Source organism: Streptomyces sp. NPDC104367 (genome assembly GCF_055583825.1).
This window is the reverse complement of the sequence record NZ_JBVJND010000016.1, coordinates 99,943-117,400: the sequence shown is the minus strand read 5'-3', so window position 1 is coordinate 117,400 and position 17,458 is coordinate 99,943. Positions and strand designations below refer to the sequence as shown.

The 17,458-nt window shown below is 72.4% G+C and carries 16 protein-coding genes; 9 read left to right on the top strand and 7 right to left on the bottom strand.

What is annotated here, in order from left to right; all coding sequences use genetic code 11:
* Positions 1–183: 183 nt before the first annotated feature.
* Genes ACZ619_RS24365 through ACZ619_RS24355 form a run of 3 tightly spaced genes read right to left on the bottom strand, consistent with a single transcriptional unit; the run spans position 184 to position 2,470 of the window.
* Positions 184–594, bottom strand: a complete 411-nt coding sequence (locus ACZ619_RS24365) for a RidA family protein (protein WP_469602598.1) — start codon at positions 592–594, stop codon at positions 184–186.
* Complete coding sequence (locus tag ACZ619_RS24360; protein ID WP_469602596.1) at positions 594–1,355, bottom strand: IclR family transcriptional regulator; 762 nt, start codon at positions 1,353–1,355, stop codon at positions 594–596. The genes ACZ619_RS24365 and ACZ619_RS24360 overlap by 1 nt, the downstream gene beginning before the upstream one ends.
* Positions 1,352–2,470 (bottom strand): sugar kinase, encoded by a 1,119-nt coding sequence (locus ACZ619_RS24355; protein WP_469602853.1) that lies wholly within the window; start codon positions 2,468–2,470, stop codon positions 1,352–1,354. The genes ACZ619_RS24360 and ACZ619_RS24355 overlap by 4 nt, the downstream gene beginning before the upstream one ends.
* 199 nt (positions 2,471–2,669) lie before the next feature.
* Between ACZ619_RS24355 and ACZ619_RS24350 the strand changes: the two genes are divergently transcribed.
* Complete coding sequence (locus tag ACZ619_RS24350; protein WP_469602593.1) at positions 2,670–3,947, top strand: amino acid deaminase; 1,278 nt, start codon at positions 2,670–2,672, stop codon at positions 3,945–3,947.
* An 11-nt stretch (positions 3,948–3,958) separates the two neighbouring features.
* Positions 3,959–5,569: an N-acyl-D-amino-acid deacylase family protein gene (locus ACZ619_RS24345; RefSeq protein WP_469602588.1), complete on the top strand. Its 1,611-nt coding sequence runs from the start codon at positions 3,959–3,961 to the stop codon at positions 5,567–5,569.
* A 16-nt stretch (positions 5,570–5,585) separates the two neighbouring features.
* Here the strand turns inward: ACZ619_RS24345 and ACZ619_RS24340 are convergent, their stop codons facing one another.
* Positions 5,586–6,422 (bottom strand): trypsin-like serine peptidase, encoded by an 837-nt coding sequence (locus tag ACZ619_RS24340; protein WP_469602587.1) that lies wholly within the window; start codon positions 6,420–6,422, stop codon positions 5,586–5,588.
* 127 nt (positions 6,423–6,549) lie between these two features.
* The gene (locus ACZ619_RS24335) at positions 6,550–7,275 is read right to left on the bottom strand and encodes a hypothetical protein (protein ID WP_469602583.1); all 726 of its coding nucleotides are present in this window, start codon (positions 7,273–7,275) and stop codon (positions 6,550–6,552) included.
* Between the two features lie 136 nt (positions 7,276–7,411).
* On the opposite strand from ACZ619_RS24335, the gene ACZ619_RS24330 reads away from it, so the two are divergent.
* The 6 genes from ACZ619_RS24330 to ACZ619_RS24305 all read left to right on the top strand — a co-directional run bounded on the left by ACZ619_RS24330 (position 7,412) and on the right by ACZ619_RS24305 (position 13,913).
* Entirely contained in the window at positions 7,412–8,623 is a 1,212-nt protein-coding gene (locus ACZ619_RS24330) for a pyridoxal phosphate-dependent aminotransferase (RefSeq protein ID WP_469602579.1), read from the top strand.
* 92 nt (positions 8,624–8,715) lie between these two features.
* Entirely contained in the window at positions 8,716–9,138 is a 423-nt protein-coding gene (locus ACZ619_RS24325) for an SCO4983 family protein (RefSeq protein WP_469602576.1), read from the top strand.
* Positions 9,139–9,450: 312 nt separating this feature from the next.
* Positions 9,451–10,542: a hypothetical protein gene (locus tag ACZ619_RS24320; RefSeq protein WP_469602572.1), complete on the top strand. Its 1,092-nt coding sequence runs from the start codon at positions 9,451–9,453 to the stop codon at positions 10,540–10,542.
* Positions 10,543–10,556: 14 nt separating this feature from the next.
* A complete protein-coding gene (locus ACZ619_RS24315; RefSeq protein ID WP_469602567.1) occupies positions 10,557–11,771 on the top strand; it encodes a toxic anion resistance protein in 1,215 nt (404 codons plus the stop codon).
* The gene (locus ACZ619_RS24310) at positions 11,768–13,324 is read left to right on the top strand and encodes a vWA domain-containing protein (protein WP_469602564.1); all 1,557 of its coding nucleotides are present in this window, start codon (positions 11,768–11,770) and stop codon (positions 13,322–13,324) included. The genes ACZ619_RS24315 and ACZ619_RS24310 overlap by 4 nt, the downstream gene beginning before the upstream one ends.
* A complete protein-coding gene (locus tag ACZ619_RS24305) occupies positions 13,311–13,913 on the top strand; it encodes a hypothetical protein (protein WP_469602561.1) in 603 nt (200 codons plus the stop codon). The genes ACZ619_RS24310 and ACZ619_RS24305 overlap by 14 nt, the downstream gene beginning before the upstream one ends.
* A gap of 17 nt (positions 13,914–13,930) precedes the next feature.
* Here ACZ619_RS24305 and ACZ619_RS24300 read toward each other — a convergent pair whose 3' ends face one another.
* Positions 13,931–14,428: a hypothetical protein gene (locus ACZ619_RS24300; protein WP_469602559.1), complete on the bottom strand. Its 498-nt coding sequence runs from the start codon at positions 14,426–14,428 to the stop codon at positions 13,931–13,933.
* 111 nt (positions 14,429–14,539) lie between these two features.
* The gene (locus tag ACZ619_RS24295; RefSeq protein ID WP_469602557.1) at positions 14,540–16,363 is read right to left on the bottom strand and encodes a phosphoenolpyruvate carboxykinase (GTP); all 1,824 of its coding nucleotides are present in this window, start codon (positions 16,361–16,363) and stop codon (positions 14,540–14,542) included.
* Positions 16,364–16,716: 353 nt separating this feature from the next.
* Here ACZ619_RS24295 and trhA point away from each other — a divergent pair, with 353 nt between their 5' ends.
* Positions 16,717–17,430, top strand: a complete 714-nt coding sequence (gene trhA, locus ACZ619_RS24290) for a PAQR family membrane homeostasis protein TrhA (RefSeq protein ID WP_469602555.1) — start codon at positions 16,717–16,719, stop codon at positions 17,428–17,430.
* Positions 17,431–17,458: the final 28 nt, after the last annotated feature.

The following is a 17,458-nucleotide window of genomic DNA, read 5'->3' as shown; positions in this document are numbered from 1 at the left end:
CGGTACGGGGTGCCTGCACGAAGACGCTCAGGACGGCCGCCACCGCGAAGCCGGCCACCGACAGCACCGTTTCCAGCACGGTCCAGGTCCGCAGCGTGTCGCGCTCGCTGATGCCGAAATACCTGACGACCGTCCGGTACGGCGACCCGGACGTACGGTGTGCGGGGTCCGGGCCGGAAGCGGTCAGCCGAGTACGGCGAGGGCGTCGATCTCGATGAGGAGGCCGGCGGGCAGACCGACGTAGACGGTCGTGCGGGCGGCGGGCGGGGCGGTGAGGCCCTGCGCCTCGAAGTAGGCGTCGTAGACGCCGTTCAGCTCGGCGAAGTGGTCCACGTCCGTCAGATAGACGCGGATCATCATGACGTCGTCCCAGGAGGCGCCGCCCTCCTCCAGGATCGACCTGACGTTGGCGAGGGTCTGGAGGGTCTGCTCGCGCAGCGTCGGGCCGGCCGGGGTGGGCGGCCTGCCCTCCTCGGCGGGCAGGAAGCCGACCTGGCCGGCGACCTGGAGGATGTTGCCCTTGCGCACACCGTGCGAGAACCTCGCGGGCGGGGTGGTGTGGGTGCTGGGGGTGAGCGCGGTCTTCTCGGTCATCAGGGGGCTTCCTTGATCGGGGTTCGGCCGGAGTACTCACCGCTGATCGCGTCCGCCGTACGGCGCACCCGGGGCAGCAGGGTGAGGAGTTCGTCGGCGGTGACGACGACGTTGGGCGCGGAGACCGACATGGCGGCGACGACCCGCCCGTCGGCCCCGCGGATCGGTGCGGCCACGCAGTTGACGGACTCCTCGTGGCCGCCGAGGTCGGTGGCCCACCCCTGTTCGCGCACCTTGGCCAGCTCCGCGCGGAAGGCCTGCGCGTCGGGCGTCGAACGGGCCGTGTACATGGGGTAGTCGAGCCGGTCGGTGAGGGCGCGCCGCTCGGGCTCGGGGAGGTCGGCGAGGAGCAGCTTGGCGACGGCGGCGACGGTGACGGCGACGGGCTTGCCGATCCGCGAGTACATGCGCACCGGGTAGCGGCTCTCGACCTTGTCGATGTAGAGGACCTCGCCCTCCTCCAGGACGGCGAGGTGGACGGTGTGTCCGCAGGCCTCGTTGAGCCGGGCCAGGTGGGGGTGGGCGATCTCGCGGACGTCGAGGTTCTCCATCGCCTCCTGGGCGAGGGCGAAGAGGCGGGCGCCCAGGCGGTAGCGCTGGTCGGACTGGCGGTAGACGAGGCCGTGTTCGCGGAGGGTGCGCAGCAGCCGCAGCGCGGTCGACTTGTGCACGCCGAGGCGGTCGGCGACCCGGCCGAGGTCGGCGGGGCCCTCCGCGAGCAGCGGCAGGATGCTCAGCGCTCGGTCGACGGTCTGGCTCATGGGGTGTGTCCCTCCTCCTGGGCCGCGTCGGCTTGCGTCCGGCCGGGGCCGAGTCGCAGTCTCCCCCACGCGCCGTCGCCGAGGGCGGTCAGGCGGTCGGCGGTGTCGCGGGCGGGCGGCGGGGCGAGGTCGCCGGGCGCGGTGAGCGCGGCGGCGGCGAAGAGGTGGCCGAGCCGCAGGCTCCGCCGTACGGGCAGGTCGCGCAGGACGCCGGAGAGGAACCCGGCGGCGAAGGCGTCACCCGCGCCGGCACTCGCCACCACGTCGACGGCGGGGGCGGGTTCGAAGGTGCCGTGGGTGCCGGCCGGGGGCGGGGTCGCACTCACCCGCGCCTGCGGGGTGCCGCTGCGCCCGCCCGAGCCGCCCGTGCCCGTGGCCACGACGTGCCCCGTGAGGGGTGCGGGGAACCGCGCGGCCGGCCCCCGCCGGGCCGCGTCCGAAACGAACGCCGTCGCCCCCTCCGCCCCCTGCTTGACGACCAGCACCGCCGGCTCCGGCAGCAGTTCCCGGACCGCCTGCGGTCCGCCCGTCACCGCCCACGCCTGCTCCGCCTCGTCCTCGCCCACGAAGACGAGGTCGGCCCGGCGCGCCAGTTCCAGCAGGATCCGCGAGCCGTCGCCCGAACCCCACAGCCCGGCGCGGTGGTTCACGTCGAACGAGACCAGTGGCCGCCGCCCGGCGGGAGCCGTCAGCTCGCGCAGCAGCGCCCGGCAGCCGGCCGACAGGGCCGCGGTGATCCCCGGCAGGTGCAGGATCCGTCCCGCGCGCACCGCCGCCAGGTCCGTGTTGGCCACCGACATCGCGGACGCGGCCGACCCCGCCCGGTAGTACGCCCCCTCGTGCGCGTCCGTCGCCCGGTCCCCCGCCGTACGGAAGTAGACCCCCGTGGGCCGCACGGGGTCGCGCCCCACGTGCGAGACGTCGACGCCGTGGGAGGCGACCGCGGCCACCAGGTGATCGCCGAACCCGTCCGCGCCGGCCCGGCCGACCCACCGCACGGTGTGCCCGGCGGCGGCCGGCGCGCAGGCCGTGTCGGACTCGGCGCCGCCGATCGCGCGGTCGAAGGAGGGGACGTCCGCGAGGCGCCCCGGCCGGGCGGGCAGGAACGCGACCATGGACTCGCCGAGCGCGACGACATCCACGACGTCGGCGGTGTCATCGGCGTCCGTGGCCTTCACGATGGTGGTGGCTCCTCGTCGTCGCGGGGCGCGGCGGGCTCCATTGACCCGGCGTCGGGCTGGATGTTAGACAGCGGCAAGCGACATACGCAACGGACGTTGCACATGGTGCAACCAACCAGATCAGGGAGGCTCCGTGTCCCTCGACACCGGCACCGAAGCGCTCGCCCGCCTCGCGGAGGAACGCGTCGACCACCGCTTCAAGGGCCTCCCGCCGGACGCCGCCGGGCTGACCGTCGGCGAGCTGGCCGCCCAGCGCCGCAACCTCTTCTCGGACGGCTTCACCACCCCGGTCCTGGCCCTCTCCGCCGAGCACCTGGAACACAACCTCGCGCTGATGGAGACGTACACCGCGCGCCACGGCCTCGCCTTCGCCCCGCACGGCAAGACCTCCATGGCGCCCCAGCTCTTCCACCGCCAGACCGCGCGCGGCGCCTGGGGCATCACCCTCGCCGTGCCGCACCAGGTGCGGGTGGCGCGGGCGTTCGGCACCCGGCGGATCTTCCTCGCGAACGAACTCGTGGACGCCCCCTCGCTGCACTGGATCGCCGCCGAACTCGACCGGGACGAGGACTTCCGCCTCGTCTGCTACGTCGACTCCGTGCGCGGCGTCGAACTCATGGACGCGGCGCTGCGCGGGACCCCGCGCCCCGTGGACGTCGTCGTCGAACTCGCCGCCGGTGAGGGCGCCCGCACCGGCGTCCGCACGGAGGCGGAGTGCGCGGCGGTCGCCGACGCGGTGGCCGGGACGCGGACGCTCCGGCTGGTCGGCGTCGCCGGGTACGAGGGGGAGGTCCCGGACGCCACCCCCGACCGCGTCCACGCCTATCTGCGGCGCCTCGTCGACCTCGCCGCCGGCTTCGACGAGGCGGGGCGGTTCGCGGGCCTGACCGAGATCGTGGTCAGCGCCGGCGGCAGCGGCTGGTTCGACGCGGTGGCGGACGTCTTCGCCGGTATCCCCGAACTCTCCTCCCCCGTACTGAAGCTGCTGCGCTCGGGCGCGTACGTCTCGCACGACGACGGGCACTACCAGGACATCACCCCCTTCAACCGCGTCCCCGGGGAGGGCTCCCTGGAGCCGGCCTTCCGGCTCTGGGCGCAGATCGTCTCCCGCCCCTGCGCCGACCAGGCCTTCGCCAACGCGGGCAAGCGGGACGCGGCCCACGACCTCCGTCTCCCCTCCGCCCGGACGGTCCGCCGGGACGGCACCGAGCGCCCGGCCGCCGGCATCGAGGTCACCGGCCTGTCCGACCAGCACACCTGGCTGCGCACCGCCCCCGGGGCGGACCTCCGGGTCGGCGACTGGATCGGCCTCGGCCTCTCGCACCCCTGCACGTCCTTCGACAAGTGGCAGCTGATCCCGGTCGCCGAGGCGGACGGGACGGTCGTCGACTACATCCGCACGTTCTTCTAGGAGGACCCGTCGTGGAACAGCTCGTCATCCGGGATGCGGAGGTCGTGGACGGCACCGGGGAGCCCTCCTACCGCGCCGACGTGGTGGTCGACGGCGGCCGCGTCGTCTCGATCGTCAAGGAGGCCGCGGCGGCCGGCTGCCAGCGCCCGCGCGCGGTGCGCGAGCTGGACGCCGAGGGCCTGGTCCTGTGTCCCGGCTTCATCGACATGCACGCGCACAGCGACCTGGCCCTGCTCCGCGACCCCGACCACAGCGCCAAGGCTGCGCAGGGCGTGACCCTCGAGGTCCTGGGCCAGGACGGGCTGTCGTACGCCCCGGTCGACGACCGCACCCTGGCGGAGGTCCGCCGGGCCGTCGCGGGCTGGAACGGCCACGGGGACGACATCGACTTCGACTGGCGCTCGGTCGGCGAGTACCTGGACCGCCTCGACGCGGGCATCGCCGTGAACGCGGCCTACCTGATCCCCCAGGGCACGGTCCGCGCGCTCGCCGTCGGCTGGGAGGACCGCGCGGCGACGCCCGAAGAGCTGGACCGGATGCGGCGGCTGGTGGCCGAGGGGATGGAGCAGGGCGCGGTCGGCATGTCCTCCGGGCTCACCTACGCCCCCGGCATGTACGCCGGGAACACCGAGCTGACCGAACTGTGCCGGGTGGTGGCGCGCTACGGCGGCTACTACTGCCCGCACCACCGCTCCTACGGCGCGGGCGCCCTCGACGCCTACGCGGAGATGGTCTCCCTCGCCCGCGAGGCGGACTGCCCGCTCCATCTCGCCCACGCCACCATGAACTTCGGCGTGAACGAGGGCCGCGCCCCCGAACTCCTCGCCCTCCTCGACCAGGCCCTCGCGGCGGGCGCCGACATCACCCTCGACACCTACCCCTACACCCCCGGCAGCACCACCCTCGCGGCCCTGCTGCCGAGCTGGGCGCACGAGGGCGGCCCGGAGGCGGCCCTGGCCCGGCTGGCGGACGACGGCACGTCCGAACGGATCCGCCACCACCTGGAGGCGGTCGGCTCCGACGGCTGCCACGGCGTCCCGGTCGAGTGGGACACGATCGAGATCTCGGGCGTCGCCGACCCCGCGCTCGCGGACTTCGTCGGCCGCACGGTCGCCCGGTCGGCGCGGCGACGCGGCGAGCCGCCGTGGACGACCGCCCGCCACCTGCTGCTGACCGACCGCCTCGCGTCCTCGATCCTCCAGTACGTCGGCCACGAGGAGAACGTCCGCGCGATCATGCGCCACCCGGTCCACACGGGCGGCTCGGACGGCATCCTGCACGGCGCGAAACCCCACCCCCGGGCCTACGGCACGTTCCCGCACTACCTCGGCCACTACGTACGGGAGCTGGGCGTCCTCTCCCTGGAGGAGTGCGTGGCCCACCTCACCTCCCGCCCCGCGGCCCGGCTGCGCCTGCCGGACCGCGGACTCGTGCGCGAGGGCCACCGGGCCGACCTCGTCCTCCTCGACCCGCTGACGGTGGCGGCGGGCTCGACCTTCGAGGAACCCCGTCGCCCGCCGGCCGGCATCCCGCACGTCCTGATCGACGGCCGCTTCGTCATCGAGGACGGCCGCAGAACGGACGTACTGGCGGGACGGGCGGTACGCAGAGCATCCCCCTAGGGGCGCCCGCCGCCCCTTACGGCTTGGGCAGCGTGCACGCGCTCGCGCCGAGGTTCAGCACGTTGCCCGTGGTGAAGCACGCCGGGATGTTGTACGTCTCCTCGGCGTAGTTGATGCCCTGCCGGACGGTGACGTTGCCGCTCTCGTCGACCTCGCACGGGTTGTCGACGGTGCACCGCTCGCCGTCCTCGTTGCCCGTGTTGTTGACGGCGACGACCAGACCCGTGCTGGTGTCGATGACCGGCGACCCCGACGTCCCCCCGATCGTGTCGCACGCGGAGGTGTAGCGGACCGAGTCCTTCCAGGTCCAGTCGCCCTCCTTCAGCCGGTACACGAACCCGTCGATGTTGCAGCTGTAGGTCGTCTTCCAGTAGCCGGAGACGACCTTGATGGCGGTGCCGGCGGTCGGGTGCGTGTCGCTGAGGGTGAGCGGGCTGATGCCGTAGGAGCTGTTGATCGCGGCGTACGTCGTGGTGGTGCGGTAGATCGTGACGTCCGTGTCGGTCATCGTGGAGTAGACGACCTGGTTGGCGCGGAGCGTGGCGACGCGCGTGCCGGACGCGTTCAGCAGGCCGAAGGTGCGGCTGGAGGACTGGCCGGTGATGACCTCGCCGGGGTCGGGGAAGCCGGTCTCCAGGCAGTGGCCGTTGGTCAGCACCAGCGCCGGGTCGGTGTCCGCGGAGTTCGGGAAGCGGATGACGGAACCGGAGCAGTTGCTGAGCGAGACCGTGCCCGCGTAGTTCACGGTCACCGCGGCCGCGGCCGCCTCGGCCCGGGGTGCGGCGACCGCCGGTGCCACGCCGACCCCGGTGATGGCCAGGGAGGCGAGCGCGGCGACGAGAGGCTTGTTCATGTGGGGGTCCCCTCTATGCGACGAGGTGACCGGAGATCTTCCGGCCACCCGTTGATTTGTCATGTGCATTGTGAGGGGAGCGGGACGGCTGGGCAAGGAGTTGTTTCAGGACGGGCGTTGGCGCGTTTCAGCGGCCCCGGCCGCCGCCGCGCCCGCGCCCCCACCCGTGCCCGTCGAACGAGGCGCTCACGGAGGGGGCGGCCGTGGTGGCGGCCGTGGAGGGCGTCGCACCGGCGCCGCGCGTGGCATCGGCGTCCGGCGAGGCGCTCGCCGCGGACGCCGACGGCGAGGCCGACGCCGAGGACCCGGCCGCGGAGACCCCGCCGGCCGACGCGGCACCGCCCGCCGACGGCGTCGCCACGGTCGCCGGCACGGCCTTCGACGCGGCCGCGGAGGCGGAGGCGCCGCCCGCGCCTCCCTCGGTCACCGGCGCCGACGCCTCGCCGGCCGTCTGCCGGGTACGGTCCTGGCCGCCCTGGGTGTCGTCGGGCGAGGAGGAGAAGGCGAAGCCGGCGATCAGCGCGGCGGCGGACGCGGCACCGACCGCCCCCACGGCGACCGCCACCTGCTTCGAACGCCGGCCCCCCGCACCCCGCGCGGCCCGCCGCCGCCCCGCCCGCCCGACCCCCGCCTCCGGCCCGCCCGGCACATCCGGCACGGCCGGCCCGCCCGGCACATCCGACACGGCCGGCACGCCCGGCACGATCCGGGGCAGCTCACGCGTCTCGTCGTACGCGTTGAGCCAGCCGTGCGCGGACGCCGGATCCCGGTACTCCTCGTACGCGGGGGCCGGTCCGCCCCGGGCCTGGTAGACGCTGGGCGCCCCGGTCTCTTCCTCGGCAGGTCTCGGCATGAACGCGGATTCTAAGGAGGGAAGGGGCCCACGAGACAGCTACCGGCGATAACAGGTCAAACCATCGGGACACTCCGAGTCTCACGTGGTGGAAAACACCGCCCGTCGGGCGTTATCGCACCGTAAGCTCACCGACATGCAGGTGATCCAGTCGACCAAGCTCGCCAATGTCTGTTACGAGATCCGGGGGCCGGTTCTCGAGGAGGCGATGCGGCTTGAGGCGGCGGGGCACCGCATCCTCAAGCTGAACACCGGGAACCCCGCCGCCTTCGGCTTCGAGTGCCCGCCGGAGATCCTGGAGGACGTGCTCCGCAACGTCTCCACGGCGCACGGCTACGGCGACGCGAAGGGTCTGCTGGCCGCCCGCCGCGCGGTCGTCATGCACAACCAGACCATAGGGATCGAGACCGACGTCGAGCACGTCTTCATCGGCAACGGCGTCTCCGAGCTGATCGTGATGGCGATGCAGGGGCTGCTCGACGACGGCGACGAGGTGCTCGTCCCCGCCCCGGACTACCCGCTGTGGACGGCGGCGGTCTCGCTCTCCGGCGGTACGGCGGTGCACTACCGCTGCGACGAGCAGGCGGACTGGATGCCCGACCTCGCCGACATCGAGCGCAAGGTCACCGACCGCACCAAGGCGATCGTCGTCATCAACCCGAACAACCCGACGGGCGCGGTGTACGACGAGGCGATGCTGCGCGGGCTGACCGACATCGCCCGCCGCCACAACCTGCTGGTCTGCTCGGACGAGATCTACGACAAGATCCTCTACGACGGCGCCACGCACACGCCGACCGCCTCCGTCGCCCCGGACCTGCTCACCCTCACCTTCAACGGCATGTCCAAGGCCTACCGGGTGGCCGGCTACCGGGTCGGCTGGATGTCCGTCTCCGGCCCCCGCGCGCACGCCGACTCCTACATCGAGGGACTGACGATCCTCGCGAACATGCGGCTGTGCGCGAACATGCCCGGCCAGCACGGGGTCGTGGCCGCGCTCAGCGGGCGCCAGTCGATCAACGACCTGGTGCTGCCGGGCGGCCGGCTCAAGGAGCAGGTGGACCTCGCCTACGACCTGCTCACCCAGATCCCGGGCGTGAGCTGTGTCCGGCCCAAGGGCGCGCTCTACCTCTTCCCGCGCCTGGACCCGCAGGTCTTCAAGATCAAGGACGACCGGCAGATGGTCCTGGACCTGCTCCGGCAGGAGAAGATCATGGTCGTCCAGGGCAGCGGCTTCAACTGGCCGGAGCCGGACCACTTCCGGGTGGTGACACTGCCGACGGTCGGCGACCTGCGGGACGCGATCACCCGGATCGGACGGTTCCTGGACGGGTACGGCCAGCCATAGGTAGCCGCCGGGCCACCGTCCGTGAACGCGGTCAACTTTAGACGAGATCTAAGCTAGGATGGCTTCCTGTCACGCACAGGAGGCCATCTCCCATGTACGAACCGATCCGCACCCCTTCTTCCCGCAAGGGGTCAGTCCACAGCACGATGGCCGGCAAGCCCTCCGACTTCCCCCACCGATCGCGCGAGGAGGAGCTGGACATCCAGCTCGCCGGACACCTCGCTGCGCTGCTGGCCGTCACCGACGAACTGCGCGCCCTCACGCCGTCCACCGACCTCGACGCCGCCGCGACCCGGCTGGTCGAGCAGGTGAGCCGGCTGCGGGGCGGGCGTACGCCGGTCCGCACGTCACTGACGGCGGTCCGGCAGCCGGCCGCGCTCCACGAGCGTGCCCACACGCTCGCCGGCCGCGCGCTGGTCGTCGCGGCGTCCCGCGCGGACACCGCGGCGGCGATCCTCGCGGCGGAGCGGATGGACGCCCACGCGTCGGCCACGGAACTCACCACGGCCGGCTGACCCGCCACCTCCAGGAACGGCCCCGGAACGAACCAGGAACGGCCCCGGTCCGCGCTCCCGCAGCGAAGCACGGACCGGGTTGCCATTCCCGGGCCCGGCCCGGCCGCTCCCCGGTCGGGCCCGGGCCCCGCTCCGGCCTCGCCCGGCTCCACCCCAGGGCCCGCCCGGCCCCACCCAGGTCCCACCCCGCAGGCACCAAGCCGCCCCACCCAGGCCCCGCCCCGCCCCGCGTTGTGATCCGGGACGTCCACTTCACTCCCCGTTCACCCGGGTCACCCAGGAACGTGGGGTTCCGCGAGCACGCTGCCCGACGTGAGACGTATCGCTGGAATCGTCCTCGCGGTGCTGCTGATCGGTGGCGTGGTGGCCGCCGTCGTCGCAGGCCGTGACGGGGATGACAAGGGCACGGCAACGAAGACCGTGCGTGGTGTGATCGGTTCGGAGAAGTCGGACTTCTTCGCCGATCCCGATGTGGTGAAGGCCCTCGCCGCCAGGGGCTACACCGTGAAGACGGAGGCATCGGGGTCCTGGGCCATGGAGGACCTGGACCTGAAGGGGTACGATTTCGCGTTCCCTTCGAGCCAGGCCCCGGCCGACGCGCTGGCCGCGAAGTACCACGCCCGCCAGCCGCTCCCCCGGCCCTTCTACTCGCCGCTCGTCGTCGTGGCCCACCGCAGCGCGGCCGACGTGCTCGCGGCGAACGGCCTCGCCGTCCTCGACGGCACGACCAGGGCCAAGGGCAAGGGCACCCTGAAGATGTCCGCCTACCTGGACGCCGCCCGGCACGACCGGACCTGGCAGCAGCTCAAGGGGGCCAAGGCGCACGGGGAGTTGTCCGGGACGCTGTACATCACCAGCACCGACCCGCGGACCTCCAACTCCGGCGCCCTGTACCTGGCCGCCGCCTCCTACGTCGCCAACGGCGGCGAGGTCGTGTCGAGCGACGCGGACGTGGCGCGCACCGCACCGCTGCTGCACCGGCTGGTCAGTGTCCAGGGCGCCCAGCAGCCCAGCAGCGACGCGGTGTTCCGGGACTTCATCAGCGGTGCCGGCAACCCGCTGGTCTTCCTCTACGAGTCGCAGGTGGTCTCGCTGCTCGCCGAACAGCACGGCGCCGCCGACGACCTCGTGGTGCTCTACCCGGACACCACGGTCACCAGCGACCACACGGTCGTCCCGCTCACCGACGCGGGCCGTGCGCTCGGTGAACTCCTCGGCACCGACCCGGCGTTGCGCAGGCTCGCGGTCAGGCACGGGTTCCGCCCGCAGGGCGACTCCGCCGAGTTCGTCAAGGCCACGGCCGACCGGGCCGGCTACCTCAACCAGACACTGACCGGCGTCCGGCAGGCGCCCGTGCCCACCTCCGCGGTGCTGCACGAGATGGCCCGCCGGGCGCGCGGCTGACCGGGGGGATTCCTGTGAACAGCAGCTTCGACGAGATAAGTCCGCGCGGTCACGAACCGACGCTCAGCGGTGACGACGTCTTCACGCTCACCCCGCCCGAGGCCGTCGCACCCGTGCCGCGGGAGAAGGCCGGCGGGCTCGTGCCGGTCGACGACAGCGTCCGTACGGACATGGCGCGCAAGGCCGCCGGCTACGTCGAGGGGCTCGCCGCCCTGGACGCGCGGTCGCCGGAGTTCGCGAGCAAGGTCGGCGAGATCACCGGCCTCGGCGCGGGCGAGATGCGCACCGCCACCGCCCAGTCCAACCGCATGCTGGAGCGGGCCGTGCGCAGCCTGCCCGACAAGGGCGGCGACGCGCAGGCCAAGGTGGCGGGGTCGCTGGTCGAGCTGCGCCGGGTCGTGGAGGACCTGGACCCGCGCGACCTGCCGACGGGCAGGGGACGCAGGTTCCTGTCCCGGCTGCCCGGTGGCAACAGACTTCGCGACCAGGTCGCCAAGTACGCTTCCGCACAGGGCACGTTGAACAGGATCGTCGGGTCGCTGCGCGGCGGCCAGGACGAACTGCGGCGCGACAACGCCGCGTTGCAGACCGAGCGGGTGCGCCTGTGGGAGACCATGGGCAAGCTCCAGGAGTACGTGGTGCTCACCCAGGCCCTGGACACCGCCGTCGAGGGGCACATCACCCGGCTCCCGGACCCCCAGGAGGCCGACGCGCTCCGCGCCGACGTGCTCTTCCCGGTCCGGCAGAAGCACCAGGACCTGCTGACCCAGCTCGCGGTGTCCGCGCAGGGCTACCTCGCGATGGACGTCGTACGCCGCAACAACGACGAGCTGATCAAGGGGGTGGAGCGCGCCGCCACCACCACCGTGTCGGCGCTGCGGATATCGGTGATGCTGGCCTCCGCGCTCGACACCCAGAAGAAGGTCGTCGAGCAGGTCGACGCGTTGCGCGGGACGACCGAGGAGCTGATCCGGGGCAACGCCGAGATGCTCGCCACGCAGAGCGGGGAGATCCAGCGCATCGCCGCCGACCCGGCCGTCGGCGCCGAGACGCTGCGCTCCGCGTTCCAGCAGATCTACCGCGCCCTGGACGCGATCGACACCTACAAGGTCCAGGCGACCGAGGCGATGGCCGGCACCGTGCGGTCCCTGACCGACGAGCTCCAGCAGGCCGGTGCCTACCTGGAGCGCAGCCGCGCGAAGGGCGCGCTGGAGGGCGGCCAGGCATGAGAGGACGTGTGCTCCCGCTCCTGCTGGCCACGGCCGCTGTGCTCACCGCCTGCACGGGCGGGCAGGACCACGGCGGCGGCGTCCCGACGCCCGGCGTCGCCGGATCCGCCGAACCGGGCACCCTGCGGGTGCTCGCCTCCTCCGAACTCAGCGACATGACGGTCGTGTTCGACCGGATCCGCGAGGACACCGGGATCACGGTCCGCCCCACCTACATGGGCACCCTGGACGCGGTCGACATGCTCGCCGAGGGCAAGGTGGACGGCGCGTACGACGCGCTCTGGCTCTCCTCCGACGACTATCTGCGACTGCGCCCGGACGCGGCGAGGAAGGTGGTCTCCGAGACCCCGGTCATGTCCAGCCCGGTCGCGATCGGGGTACGGACGGCCACCGTGAAGGCCCTGGGCTGGAAGGCGGACGACGTCACCTGGTCCCGGATCGAGCAGGCGGTGGTGTCCGGCCGGCTGACGTACGGCATGACGGACCCGGCCCGCTCCAACTCCGGTTTCTCCACGCTGATCTCGGTGGCCTCCGCGCTCTCCGGCGCGCAGTCGGCGCTCACCGACGCGGACGTGGCGAAGGCGACTCCGAAGCTGAAGGAGTTCTTCAAGGGGCAGAAGCTGACCTCGGGTTCGTCGGGCTGGCTGGCGGCGGCCTACGAGCGGCGCGGCGACGTCGACGCCCTGCTCAACTACGAGTCGGTGCTGAAGGGCGTCCCGGGGCTCACGGTGATCCGCCCGACCGACGGCGTGGTCACCGCCGACTACCCGTTCTCCTCGCTCGCCGCCAGTTCCGCGGCCACCCGTGAGGACGTCCGCAGGGTGACGGAGGACCTGCGCACCCCGGCGGTGCAGAAGCTCATCACGGACACCACGCACCGCCGTCCGGTGGTGGCCTCGGTCGCCCCGGCCGCCGGTCTGGACACCACGCGCCGTCGTGAACTCCCCTTCCCGGGCTCCCGGTCGGTCGCCGACGGGCTGCTGGACTCGTACGAGAACGAGCTGCGCCGGCCTTCCCGGACGGTGTACGTCCTGGACACCTCGGGCTCGATGGAGGGCGACCGTCTGGACCACCTCAAGCAGGCCCTCACCGACCTCACGGGTGACTTCCGGGACCGCGAGGAGGTGACACTGATGCCGTTCGGCTCGGGGGTCAAGAGCGTGCGCACGCATGTCGTCGACCCGGCGGACCCGCGGACGGGCCTGGCCGCGATCCGCGAGGACACCGCGGCCCTGGACGCCGACGGCGACACGGCGATCTACACCTCGCTGGAGAAGGCGTACGGCCATCTGGGCGGGGGCGGGGACGCGTTCACGTCGATCGTGCTGATGACGGACGGCGAGAACACGACGGGTGCGAAGGCGGCGGAGTTCGACGGTTTCTACCGGGGCCTGTCGGCCGCCCGGCGCGAGATCCCGGTCTTCCCCATCCTGTTCGGCGACTCCTCCCGTGCCGAGCTCCAGCACATCGCCGACCTGACCGGCGGCCGTCTCTTCGACGGTCGGGAGGGTTCCCTGGACGGCGCCTTCGAGGAGATCCGTGGCTACCAATAGGGCGCTCGCCTGTCTGGAGTCCCGCAAGAACCTCAGCGGCTGCGCGGGCGGTCTGCTCGGTCTGGTGCTGACGTTCGCGGGCGTGGCCGGGCCGTACTGGCCGGTGGTGGTGGCGGGTCTGTACGGCGCGGGCGCGCTGATCGCCCCGCCGGAGCGGCCGCCGCTGCCGAAGTTCCCGACGCCGTCCGCCCAACTGGGCGAGGTGCGGGCCGACTTCCACAAGCTGAGGACCTATCTGGCGGAGGTCGGCCTGCCGGCCTCGGCCGAGGCGCGGCTGGCGGAACTGACGGACCTGCTGACGGCGTTGCTGGATCCCGGCCGGCCGGCCGAGCTGCTCGCCCAGGACCCGGAGGGCGTCCATGTTCTGTCGCGGACGGTACGGCAGGACGTCCCGGAGGCGGTCGACAGCTTCGTCCGCACCCGGTGGTGGACGCGTCTGGCCCCCGGGCAGGAGCCGCCGGAGCGGCATCTGGAGCGCCAGTTGGGCCTTCTGAAGGAGGAGGCGGAACGGCTGGCGGCCGGCCTCAGGGACGTCGAGGCCCGCCGCCAGGAGACGCACACCCGGTACCTGGAGGACCGCAACGGCTGAGGCCGGCCGTGGGCGGCTCAGGGACAGCTGATGCGGCTGTCGCCCGGGCCGGTGGTGCAGGTGTCGAAGCCGGTGCCGCCGTTGGCCGTGTCGTTGGCGAAGACGCCGTCGGTGGTGGTCATCCGGTCGTTGCCCGCGGAGCCGTTCACGGTGTCGTTGCCCGGGCCGCCGTCGAGGGTGTCGGTCAGCGTGATCCCGGTGGCGGTCGCGGTGGAGGCGGTCGCGTTGGTCGCGCGGACGGTGCAGGTGGCGCGGTCGCCGAGGGTGACGGAGGCCGGGCCGGTCTCGGTGACCGAGAGGCCGGCGCTGGGCGGGGGCGGGGTGGAGCCGCCGCCCAGGTGTGGACATGGGCGCCGGCGTCCCGGCGCCGGTCTGCGGGCCTGCTCGCCACGAGCCGCCTTGCGCCCGCCGGCCGCAGGAAATGCCCGGCGGGCGACCGGGGCCGCACCCGCACAGGCGAAGGCCTGCCGTCGCCGGGCCCGTCGGGGCCGACGGGTGGGCGACGGCAGGCCCACGGGCCGCACACGCCGTTGTGCGCGGCCTCGCCGGTTCGCACCGCGGCCGGCCGTGACGATCGCTGGTCAGGGCACATCCCCCAACCGGCCGCGGAGTCTTTCGCGGGGGGCTCAGCCCAGGCGCTCGACCAGCGCCCGGTACTCGTCCCACAGTTCCTTCGGGGTGTGGTCGCCGAAGGTGTCGAGGTGCTCGGGGACCAGGGCGGCCTCCTCGCGCCAGATCTCCTTGTCGACGGTGAGCAGGAAGTCCAGGTCGGAGTCGGCCAGGTCCAGGCCGTCGGTGTCGAGCGCGTCCCGGGTCGGCAGCACGCCGATCGGCGTGCGGACGCCGTCCGCCCGGCCGTCCAGCCGCTCCACGATCCACTTCAGGACGCGGCTGTTCTCGCCGAAGCCGGGCCAGACGAACGCGCCCTCGTCGTTCTTGCGGAACCAGTTGACGTAGTAGATCTTCGGCAGCGAGGCCTGGTCCCTGCCCTTGGCCACCTCGATCCAGTGGGCCATGTAGTCGCCCATGTTGTAGCCGCAGAACGGGAGCATCGCGAACGGGTCGCGGCGCAGCTCGCCGACCTTGCCCTCGGCGGCGGCGGTCTTCTCGGAGGCCACGTTGGCGCCGAGGAAGACGCCGTGGTTCCAGTCGAAGGACTCGGTCACCAGCGGTACGGCGGTGGCGCGGCGGCCGCCGAAGAGGATCGCCGAGATCGGCACGCCCCTGGGGTCCTCCCACTCGGGCGCGATGATCGGGCACTGCGCGGCCGGGACGGTGAAGCGGGCGTTGGGGTGGGCGGCCGGGGTCGTGGACCCGGGCGTCCAGTCGTTGCCCTTCCAGTCGGTGAGGTGGGCGGGGGTCTCCTCCGTCATGCCCTCCCACCAGATGTCGTCGTCGTCCGTGAGCGCGACGTTGGTGAAGACCGCGTTGCCCCACAGCGTCTTCATGGCGTTGGCGTTGGTGTGCTCGCCGGTGCCGGGCGCGACGCCGAAGAAGCCGGCCTCGGGGTTGATCGCGTAGAGGCGGCCGTCCTCGCCGAACCGCATCCAGGCGATGTCGTCGCCGATCGTCTCGACGGTCCAGCCGGAGACGGTGGGCTCCAGCATGGCGAGGTTGGTCTTGCCGCAGGCGGAGGGGAAGGCGGCGGCGACGTACTTCGACTCGCCCTGCGGGGGCGTCAGTTTGAGGATCAGCATGTGCTCGGCGAGCCAGCCCTCGTCCCGTGCCATGACCGAGGCGATGCGCAGGGCGTAGCACTTCTTGCCGAGCAGGGCGTTGCCGCCGTAGCCGGAGCCGTAGGACCAGATCTCGCGCGACTCGGGGAAGTGCGAGATGTACTTGGTCTGGTTGCACGGCCAGGGGACGTCGGCCTCGCCCTCGGCGAGCGGGGCGCCGAGGGTGTGCACGGCCTTCACGAAGAAGCCGTCGGAGCCGAGTTCGTCGAGGACCGGGCGGCCCATGCGGGTCATCGTGCGCATGGAGACGGCGACGTAGGCGGAGTCCGTGATCTCCACGCCGAGGGCGGAGAGCGGCGAGCCGAGGGGGCCCATGCAGAACGGGACGACGTACATCGTCCGGCCCTTCATCGAGCCGCGGAACAGGCCCTTCTCGCCGTTGAAGATCTCCCGCATCTCGGCGGGGGCCTTCCAGTGGTTGGTCGGGCCGGCGTCCTGCTCCCGCTCGGAGCAGATGAAGGTGCGGTCCTCGACCCGGGCGACGTCGGTCGGGTCGGAGGCCGCGTAGTAGGAGTGCGGGCGCTTGATCGGGTCGAGCTTCTTGAAGGTGCCCTTCGCCACGAGCTCTTCGCACAGTCGCTCGTACTCGGCCTCGGAGCCGTCACACCAGACCACGCTGTCCGGCTGGGTCAGTTCGGCGATCTCGTCGACCCACGAGATCAGTTCCTGGTGGTGGGTGGGGATGACGGTGGGAGCCGCGATGTCGCGCGCCACGATTGCTCCTAAATGAGGGATTTTTGTTCTTTTTGGTCCGCTGAGGACCTTGTCGCCCCGTGGGGGCCGCGACCCGGACGCTTCGTAGCCGCTCATCCGGTGCCGACCGCACTCATTTGATCCTCCGACTGGATCTCCCATCTGTCCAGAGGGCGTCACAGATGAGCGACGTGAGGAAGGCCACGGTTTCCGTGTTTTCCTGCGCTTCTTTGCGTCCACATTGAGTTCGGCTGGAGATCTTTTTGCACACCGCCGTCCCCGCGACGGGGGTGCGTGAGATGATGGCCACTGCCGGAATCTCCGTCGGCCTGGACTGACCCGTAACCTACGGTTCCGTAGGTACGATGCGGTGCATGACTGCGTCCGCCCCCGACGCGCCCGCGGACCCGCCGACAACCGGCCGTGGTCCCGCCGCGCTCTCCCTGCCGCACCAGGTCAAGCCCAAGCTGCGCGGCTGGCTGCATCTGGGCATGTTCCCGGCCGTACTCATCGCGGGCCTCGTGCTCACCGCCCTCGCCGACTCCCCGCGCGGCCGTGTCGCCTGCGGGATCTACGTCCTGACGGCGTGTCTGCTGTTCGGCGTGAGCGCCCTGTACCACCGGGGCGACTGGAGTCCGCGCATGGACGGCATCCTGCGCAGACTCGACCACGCCAACATCTTCCTGATCATCGCGGGCACCTACACACCCCTGACCATGCTGCTCCTGCCCGGGGCGAAGGGTCAGTGGCTGCTGTGGAGCGTCTGGGCGGCCGCCGCCGCGGGCATCGTCTTCCGGGTGTTCTGGGTGGGCGCGCCCCGCTGGCTGTACACGCCCTGCTACATAGCGATGGGCTGGGCGGCGGTCTTCTTCCTGCCCGACTTCATGCGCACCGGCGGCATCGCCGTGCTGGTCCTGGTGATCGTCGGCGGCCTGCTCTACAGCGCGGGCGGCGTGGTCTACGGCTTCAAGCGCCCGAACCCGTCACCGCGCTACTTCGGCTTCCACGAGGTCTTCCACTCGTTCACGCTGGCCGCGTTCGTCGTCCACTACGTCGGAATCTCCCTGGTGGCGTACCAGCACGCGTAGTTCCACCCCCCTCTTCCGAGTGGCCACG